Source organism: Actinophytocola sp. (genome assembly GCF_045807065.1).
Taxonomy (GTDB): domain Bacteria; phylum Actinomycetota; class Actinomycetes; order Mycobacteriales; family Pseudonocardiaceae; genus Actinophytocola.
Window position 1 is genome coordinate 1 of record NZ_JBJMIE010000589.1, and the last position, 8,051, is coordinate 8,051.

Consider the following 8,051-nt stretch of genomic DNA (forward strand, 5'->3'; position numbering starts at 1 on the left):
CGTCGGCTTGCCCACGACCGATTTCTGGATCTGGCCGAGGGCGACCTCCAGCTTCGTGACGTACTCCTTCTGCGTCGGCGCGTCGGCCGCGAGGTCGAAGCTCTGGTTCACCAGGATGATCGTGAGCGCGAGCAACACACCCGCGGACAGCACGAGCACCGCCGCGTACAGCGCGGTCAACCGGGTGCGCAGGGTGAGCCGGGGACCCGTGCGGCGGGTCATATCCGGTACCCCGCGCCGACCACGGTGTGGATCACCGGCGGCTCGCCCAGCTTGCGGCGCAGCCGGCCGACGGTCACCTGCACGATGTTGCTGAACGGGTCGATGTGCTCGTCCCACACCCGCTCCAGCAGCTCCTCGGTGCTGACCGTGGCGCCGCCGGCCAGCAGCAGCGTCTCCAGCACCCCGAACTCCTTACGCGTCAACGAGATCGGGCGACTCCCCCGGGTGACCGTGCGCCGCGCGAGGTCGGCGATCAGGTCCTCGTGGCGCAGCACGGGCGGGGCGGCCGGGCGGCGGCGCGACAGCACCCGGATGCGCGCCACCAGTTCCGCGAACGCGAACGGCTTGGGCAGGTAGTCGTCCGCGCCGATGGACAGGCCGGTCACGCGGTCCTCGACGCCGGCCGCCGCGGTCAGCATCAGCACCCGGCTCGGCGCGTCCCGGGCGGCGAGCGCCCGGCAGACGTCGTCGCCGTGCGTGCCGGGCAGGTCCCGGTCGAGCACCACCACGTCGTAGTCGACGAGGTCCAGCTTCGCCAGCGCGCCGTCCCCGTCATGGGCGAGGTCCACCGCGAGCCCCGCGTCCCGCAGCCCCTCCGCGATGTTGCGGGCCAGCACCCGCTCGTCCTCGACGACAAGAACCCTCACCAGCGTGAGTGTGGTGTGCCGCCGGTGACACCGCCATAACAATCGCCGTGTTAGGCCGGTGTCATCGCCGGACGCGTACCTCTTTCGGTCATGTTGACGCGACGTCTTTCCGGCGCGCTGCTGGCACTAGCGGCGTTGGCCGGATGTTCGAACGAACCATCCACTCCCGCGGCGGCCGCCACCGGCGACCGGACCGCCAAGCTCCACGCCGCCGCGGAATGCCTGCGGCAGCACGGGATCCACAACTTCGCCGACCCCGTCCTGGGCGCGAACGGGCAGGTGTTCACCGACACGCGCTCGCTCCAGCGGGCCGCGGACAACACCCGGCAGGCGGCCATGACCGCCTGCCGGGACGCGTTGGGCGCGGCGAGCTGGAACCCCGAGCAGCTGCCGCCCGCGCCGGCGGCGCTGGTGGCCGCCGGGGTGAAGTCCGCCCAGTGCCTGCGGGCGCACGGCCTGCCGAACGTCAAGGACCCGACGGCGAGCTCGCCGTACACGCCGGGCCACGGCTTCGGGTTGCGGGCGGACGAGCTGCCACCCGGCGTGGACAAGCGCAGCCCGATCCTGCGGCAAGCCCTTACCGCGTGCCGATCGATCCTGGACGCCGAGACCGCGGCGTCCAACCTCAAGCAGCTGGCGGGCAAGTGAACCGGCGGTCGTTCCTGTGGTCGGCGGCGACGGTGACGGCAGCCGCGGGCGCGGGTGGCGCGGTCGTGCTGCTGTCCGACCGCGGCACACCCGCCGCCACGGCTGCCGCCGCACCGGCCACCGGCACCGCGCGGGTGGTGCGCACGGACCTGGTCACCACCGAGCCGCTGTTCGGCACGCTCGGGTTCGCGGGCGAGGTCAGGGTTTCCGGCGTCACCGACGGGCACAGCTACACCTGGCTGCCCGCACCCGGCGCGGTCGTCGCGGCGGGACAGCCGCTGTACGAGGTGGACGGTCGTGCCGTGCCGCTGCTGCCCGGTGACCGGCCGGTCTGGCGTCCGTTCGCGGCGGGGATGACGCCGGGGCCGGACGTCACGCAGCTCAACAACGGCTTGGTGGCCCTGGGGTTCGCGCACGGGCTGACCGGCTCGCCCCGGTTCGGCACGGCATCCGCGGCGGCCGTGCGGCGCTGGCAACACGCGCTCGGCGTGCCCGTGACCGGCCGGGTCGAGCTGGGCGAGGTCGTGTTCGCGCACGTGCCGCTGCGGGTGACCACCGTGTCCGCAGACGTCGGCGCGCGGCCGGAGCCCGGCGCGCCGCTGGTCGTCGCGACGTCCACGGACCGCGTCGTCACGCTGCCCGTGCCGGTGGACCAGGCCTTCCTGCTACACGTGTCCGACGCGGTCACCGTCACGCTGCCGGACGCCCGCACCACCACGCCCGGCACGGTGTCCGCGGTGTCACCGGTCGCGGTGGCCCCGTCGCAGGACACCCCGAGCGACCGTCCCCCGGTGTCCACCGTGGACGTCTCGGTCACGCTCGCCGACCCGGGCGCGGCGGCCGCCTACACCACGGCGCCGGTCAGCGTGAGCGTGACGACGGCCAGCGTCCGCGGCGTGCTGGCGGTGCCGATCACCGCGCTGGTCGCCCGCGCGGGTGGCGGGTTCGCGGTCACCGTCGTCGACGGACCGCGGCGCCGGCAGGTCCCGGTCACCGCCGGCGTGTTCGCCGACACGCTGGTCCAGGTGTCCGGCGGCGGGCTCGCCGAGGGCGACGTGGTGGAGGTGCCGGCGTCGTGACGGGAGCTGACCACCGAGAACAGGGCACCGAACCCCACCCCGCCATCGAGCTGCGTGGCGTGTCCAAGGAGTTCGCCGGCACCGCCGCGCTGCGCACCGTCGACCTGCGGATCCGGCCCGGCGAGCTGGTGTCGGTCGTCGGCGCGTCCGGATCCGGCAAGTCCACCCTGCTGCACATCGCGGGCACGCTGGAGCGGCCGTCCACCGGTTCGGTGTGGCTGGCCGGCCGGGATGTCGCGGGGCTGGGCGACGCCGCGGTCGCCCGGTTGCGCGCCGAGCACCTCGGCTTCGTGTTCCAGCAGTTCTTCCTGCTGTCGCACGTGGACATCGTGGCGAACGTGGCGCACGCGTTGACCTACCGCGGGGTCGCGCCGGCGAAGCGGCGCGCGGCGGCGGAGGTCGCACTGCACGAGGTCGGTCTCGGGCACCGGCTCACGCACCGGCCCGACGAGCTGTCCGGCGGCGAGCGGCAGCGGGTCGCCATCGCCCGCGCGGTCGTGGGCCGGCCGTCGGCAGTGCTGGCGGACGAGCCGACGGGCAACCTGGACTCCGCGACCGGCCGGGAGGTGCTGGAGGTGTTGCTGCGGCTCAACGCGGCCGGCACCACCGTCGTGGTCGTCACGCACGACCGGGACGTCGCGGCGGCCACGACCCGGTGTGTCGAGCTGCGGGACGGCGTGGTCGTGGCCGACTCGGGGGTGACGCGATGAGGCGGCGGGACGTGTTGCGCGAGGCGCTGGTGGGGTTGCGGTACCGCAAGGTCCGTTCCGCCCTGTGCGCGTTGGGAATCGCGATCGGCGCGGCCGCGGTGGTGGCCGTGGTGGCCATTCCGGCCTCGACGCAGGCCACGCTGCTGTCCCAGCTGGGGCGGGACGGGAACCTGCTGACGGTCGCGACCGGGCAGACCATGAACGGGACGCCGCAGCCCCTGCCGGCGACGGCGCCCGGGATGGTGCGGCGGATCGACGGGGTGCGGCAGGCGGCGGCCGTCGGGCAGCTGCCGGAGGTGGCGGTGCGCCGGACCGCGGCCATCCCGGCCGTCGACACCAACGGCCTGACGCTGATGGCCGCGGAGCCGGCGCTCGTCCAGACATTGGACCTGACCGTCACGGTGGGGCGGTTCCTCGACCGGGCGACGGACCGCTACCCGGTGGTCGTGCTGGGTGCGGGCGCCGCGCGGGCGCTGGGGGTCTCGCGCGTCGGGACGCAGGTGTACCTGGGCCGGTCCTACGGCGTGGTGGTGGGCATCCTCGCACCCGTGCCACTCGCGCCGGAGCTGGACACCGCGGCGCTGGTCGGGACGTCGTTCGCGCGGCAGGCGTTCGACTTCGGCGACGAGCCGAGCCGGATCTACCTGCGTGCCGAGCCGGACCGGGTACCGGCGGTGTGGGCGTTGCTCGCGGCGACGGCCAACCCGGCCGACCCCGGCGAGGTCACCGTCGGGCGGCCGTCGGACCTGCTGGCCGCCCGGGTCACCACGCGGAGCGCGCTGCTCGGTCTCGCCGTGGGACTGGGGGCGGTGGCGCTGCTGGTCGGCGGCGTCGGGGTGGCCAACGTGATGGTCGTGTCGGTGCTGGAGCGGCGGGGGGAGATCGGGATCCGGCGGGCGCTCGGCGCCACCCGGCTGACGGTCGCGTCGATCTTCCTGGTCGAGTCGGCGCTGCTGTGCGTGCTCGGGGCGCTGACCGGGGCGTTGGCCGGCATCGCGACGACGGTGGCCTACACCGTGTCGGCGGGTGATCTGCTCGTGCTCCCGGTGCTTCCGCTGGCGGGGGCACTGGCTGGGTCGCTGGTGGTCGGCCTGGTCGCGGGCATCTACCCCGCGGTGCGTGCCGCCCGTCTGTCGCCGACGGACGCGCTGCGCGCCGGCTGATCAGGGGACCCGGGCCGCCGGCCAGGCCCGGGTGAGGATGTCCGCGGCGGTTTCGTCCGGGGTCTGGTCCGAGGTGTCCAGCCACAGGCCCAGGCGGGGGGTCTCGGCGCGGAGGCCCTCGTCGAGCTGGGTGATCGTCCACTCGTCGTAGGCGTTCTTCGCGCGGGCCGCCTCCCGGGCGGCGACCGCCGCGGGGCGTGGGGCCAGGACGACCACCAGGAGCGGGCGGGCGCGGATCCTCGCGACCATCTCGGTCAGGTGGTCGCCGAGGATCACGTCCTGGGCGACGACGGTAAAGCCGTGGCGGAAGTACTCGTCGGCCGCCAGCGCGGTCAGGTGGTGGCGCAGGCGCAGCTGCCGCACGGCCTCCTCGGACGGGTGCGGGGTCATGTCCGCCCTGCCGCCCACCACCATGCGGCGGAACAGGTCGCCGCGCAGGTGGACCGAGCGGGGCAGGCGTTCGGCCAGCAGCTGGGCGACGGTCGACTTGCCCGCCGCCTGGATGCCGGTGACCAGCACGACGGCCGGGGCGGGGATCACAGGTCCAGGCGGTAGGTGATCAGGGAGACAGCCGGCTCCGGGCTCCAGTCCAGGTCCGGCGTGCGGCGGAAGCCCAGGCGCTCGTACAGGCGGTGGGCCGCGTGCATCGCCTCGGAGCTGCTCAGGACGACCGCCGCGAAGCCGTGCCGGACCGCCTCGTCCAGGACGTGGCGGGTCAGCGCCTCCCCGACGCCCCTGCCCCGCGCGGCCGGGGCGACGGCCAGCATCCGGAACTCCAGCTCGTCGTCGCGGCCGATCTCGCGCCACGCCGAGCCGGGGTGGGCGACGGTGACCGTGCCGAGGAGCGCGCCGTCCGTCGCTACCAGGAGTTCCGCCTCCCGGTAGCGGCGGCGGGCGTCCTTCAGCTGGCCCGCGTAGGAGCCGTCCTCGCGGCCGGCGAGGTGGCCGTCGGCGCGATAGGCCTCGTAGGTCAGCTCGCCGACCGCGGGTAACTCCTCCTCGCGGGCCGGACGGATCGTCACCTCCGTCATGCCTCGCCGTCCGCGGCGGACTCAGCAGACTCAGCGGGCTCGGCGGGCTCCGTCTCGGCGTGCTCGGCGGGCTCCGTCTCGGCGTGCTCGGCGGGCTCCGTCTCGGCGGGCTCCGTGGTCTCGGCGGGCTCCTCGGTGCCGTCGCCGATCTGGGCCACCTCACGCGCCGCGTCCGGGCCCTCGGCCAGCAGCGTGGCGAAGCCGTCCTCGTCCAGGACCGGGACCTTCAGCTGCACCGCCTTGTCGTACTTCGAGCCCGGGGCGTCGCCGACCACCACGAACGCCGTCTTCTTCGACACCGAGCCCACGGCCTTGCCGCCGCGGGCCATGACCGCCTCCTTGGCCTCGTCACGCGAGAAGGTCCGCAGGCTGCCGGTGACCACGATGGACAGGCCCTCGAGGTTGCGCGGGATCGAGGCGTCCCGCTCCTCCTCCATCCGCACCCCGGCCCGCCGCCACTTCTCGACGATCTCGCAGCGCCAGTCCGTCGCGAACCACTCGCGCACGGCCGTGACGATCGTCGGGCCGACGCCCTCCGCCTGTGCCAGCTCCTCCTCGGACGCCTGCATGATCCTGGGCAGCGAGCCGAACTCCAGCGCCAGCGCACGCGCGGCCGTCGGGCCGACGTGCCGGATCGACAGGGCGACCAGGAGGCGCCACAGCGGCCGGTCCTTGACGGTGTCCAGGTTCTGCAGCAGCTTCTGGCCGTTGGCCGACAGCTCGCCCTTCTTGGTGCGGAACAGCTCGACCCCGAGCAGCTTCTCCTCGTCGAGGTCGAACAGGTCGCCCTCGTCGTGCAGGACGCCGGAGTCGACGAGGGCCGCCGCCGCCTCGTAACCCAGCACCTCGATGTCCAGCGCCGAGCGGCTCGCGACGTAGTACAGCCGCTCGACGCGCTGGGCGCGGCAGCCGTAGGCGTTCGGGCAGCGGATGTCCGCGTCGCCCTCCTTCTCGTACGCCAGCGTCGTGCCGCACGACGGGCACTCGGTCGGCATGGTCCACTCGCGGGCGTCGGCCGGGCGCGCCTCCATGACCGGGCCGAGCACCTCGGGGATCACGTCGCCGGCCTTGCGGATCACCACGCGGTCGCCGATCAGCACGCCCTTGCGCCTGACCTCGCTCGCGTTGTGCAGCGTGGCCAGCGAGACGGTCGAGCCGGCCACCTTGACCGGCTCCATCTCCGCGAACGGCGTCACCCGGCCGGTGCGACCCACGTTGACCTGGATGTTCTTCAGGAGGGTCGTGGCCTCTTCCGGCGGGTACTTGTAGGCGATGGCCCAGCGCGGCGCGCGGGACGTCGTGCCGAGCCTGCGCTGCTTGGCGATCTCGTCGACCTTCGCCACGATGCCGTCGATCTCGTGCTCGACGTCGTGGCGGTGCTCGTGCCAGTACTCGACGTGCGCGAACAGCTCCTCGCGCGTCCGCACGACCGTGGTGTGCTCGGACACCGGCAGGCCCCACGTCCGCAGCGCCTCGTACGCCTCGGACTGCCGCACCGGGTCGAAGCCCTCGCGCTTGCCGAGGCCGTGGCAGATCAGCCGCAGCCTGCGGCTGGCCGTGACCTTGGGGTCCTTCTGCCGCAGCGAGCCCGCCGCCGTGTTGCGCGGGTTGGCGAACGCCGGCTTGCCCGCCTCGACGAGCTTCGCGTTCAGCTCCTCGAAGTCCGACACCCGGAAGTACACCTCGCCGCGGACCTCGACGAGCTTCGGCACCGGGAACTCGTCGGTGCCGGTCAGCCGCAGCGGCACGTCCTCCAGCGTGCGGACGTTCAGCGTGACGTCCTCACCCGTGCGCCCGTCGCCCCTGGTCAGGCCGCGGACCAGGCGACCGTTCTCGTAGAGCAGGTTGATCGCGAGGCCGTCGATCTTCAGCTCGCAGACGAGATCGGTGGGGCCGAGCTCCTTCTCCACCCGGTCGACCCACGCGCTCAGCTCGTCGGCGTCGAACGTGTTGTCCAGGCTGAGCATCCGCTCCAGGTGGTCGACGGCGGTGAACTCCGTGGAGAACGTGCCGCCGACCTGCTGGCTGGGCGAGTCCGGCGTGACCAGGCTCGGGTGGGCTTCCTCGATGGCCAGCAGCTCGTGCCACAACGCGTCGAACTCACCGTCGGAGACGGTCGGCGAGTCGAGCACGTAGTACCGGAACCGGTGGCCGTTGATCTCCTCGGACAACGCCGCGTGCCGCTCGCGCACGTCGGCGGGCACGTCCTCGACACCCTCTACCGCTAGGTCATCCGCACTGGTCACAGGGGCAGACTAGTCGCTGGCACCGACATTTTCCGACTTCGCCCAGCCCTCGAAAGACATCCCAGGAGCTTTGAATGTCAAGCCGCAGTCGAGTTGACGTGATGCGACCAGGCGGTTGTCTCGTTGTAGTGGGTGCCGGTTTTGAGGCATCCGTGGAGGATGCCGACGAGTCGGTTGGCGAGTTGGCGCAGAGCGGCGTTATGGCTCGCGCCGCGGGCTCGTTGCCGGTCGTAGTATGCGCGTGCTCCGGGCGAGAGCCCGAGGGCGCTGAAGGCTTGGGCCAGCAGCGCGTCGATGAGCCGGTC

At 73.4% G+C, this 8,051-nt stretch carries 9 protein-coding genes and 1 pseudogene; 4 read left to right on the forward strand and 6 right to left on the reverse strand.

Features of this window, described 5'->3' with window-relative positions:
- Both ACJ73U_RS34515 and ACJ73U_RS34520 read right to left on the reverse strand, forming a co-directional pair.
- Positions 1-222 (reverse strand): hypothetical protein (locus ACJ73U_RS34515; RefSeq protein ID WP_407781948.1); only part of this gene is annotated, 222 nt, incomplete at its 3' end.
- Positions 219-869, reverse strand: a complete 651-nt coding sequence (locus ACJ73U_RS34520; RefSeq protein WP_407781949.1) for a response regulator transcription factor — start codon at positions 867-869, stop codon at positions 219-221. The genes ACJ73U_RS34515 and ACJ73U_RS34520, both read right to left, overlap by 4 nt.
- 90 nt (positions 870-959) lie before the next feature.
- Between ACJ73U_RS34520 and ACJ73U_RS34525 the strand changes: the two genes are divergently transcribed.
- The 4 genes from ACJ73U_RS34525 to ACJ73U_RS34540 are packed head-to-tail and all read left to right on the forward strand — an operon-like array spanning position 960 to position 4,469.
- Positions 960-1,517, forward strand: a complete 558-nt coding sequence (locus ACJ73U_RS34525) for a hypothetical protein (RefSeq protein WP_407781950.1) — start codon at positions 960-962, stop codon at positions 1,515-1,517.
- Positions 1,514-2,596: a peptidoglycan-binding protein gene (locus ACJ73U_RS34530; RefSeq protein ID WP_407781951.1), complete on the forward strand. Its 1,083-nt coding sequence runs from the start codon at positions 1,514-1,516 to the stop codon at positions 2,594-2,596. Before ACJ73U_RS34525 ends, ACJ73U_RS34530 begins: the two co-directional genes overlap by 4 nt.
- Positions 2,593-3,306 carry an ABC transporter ATP-binding protein gene (locus ACJ73U_RS34535; RefSeq protein ID WP_407781952.1) on the forward strand — a complete coding sequence of 238 codons (714 nt, stop codon included), beginning with the start codon at positions 2,593-2,595 and terminating at the stop codon, positions 3,304-3,306. Before ACJ73U_RS34530 ends, ACJ73U_RS34535 begins: the two co-directional genes overlap by 4 nt.
- Positions 3,303-4,469 carry an ABC transporter permease gene (locus ACJ73U_RS34540; protein ID WP_407781953.1) on the forward strand — a complete coding sequence of 389 codons (1,167 nt, stop codon included), beginning with the start codon at positions 3,303-3,305 and terminating at the stop codon, positions 4,467-4,469. The genes ACJ73U_RS34535 and ACJ73U_RS34540 overlap by 4 nt, the downstream gene beginning before the upstream one ends.
- Here the strand turns inward: ACJ73U_RS34540 and ACJ73U_RS34545 are convergent, their stop codons facing one another.
- From ACJ73U_RS34545 to ACJ73U_RS34560, 4 genes and pseudogenes are all read right to left on the reverse strand, one after another.
- Entirely contained in the window at positions 4,470-5,009 is a 540-nt protein-coding gene (locus ACJ73U_RS34545) for an AAA family ATPase (protein ID WP_407781954.1), read from the reverse strand.
- Complete coding sequence (locus ACJ73U_RS34550; RefSeq protein WP_407781955.1) at positions 5,006-5,500, reverse strand: GNAT family N-acetyltransferase; 495 nt, start codon at positions 5,498-5,500, stop codon at positions 5,006-5,008. The genes ACJ73U_RS34545 and ACJ73U_RS34550 overlap by 4 nt, the downstream gene beginning before the upstream one ends.
- Positions 5,497-7,746 carry an NAD-dependent DNA ligase LigA gene (ligA, locus tag ACJ73U_RS34555; RefSeq protein WP_407781956.1) on the reverse strand — a complete coding sequence of 750 codons (2,250 nt, stop codon included), beginning with the start codon at positions 7,744-7,746 and terminating at the stop codon, positions 5,497-5,499. The genes ACJ73U_RS34550 and ligA overlap by 4 nt, the downstream gene beginning before the upstream one ends.
- Positions 7,747-7,823: 77 nt before the next feature.
- A pseudogene (locus tag ACJ73U_RS34560) lies at positions 7,824-8,051 on the reverse strand (IS110 family transposase); the annotation flags it as partial.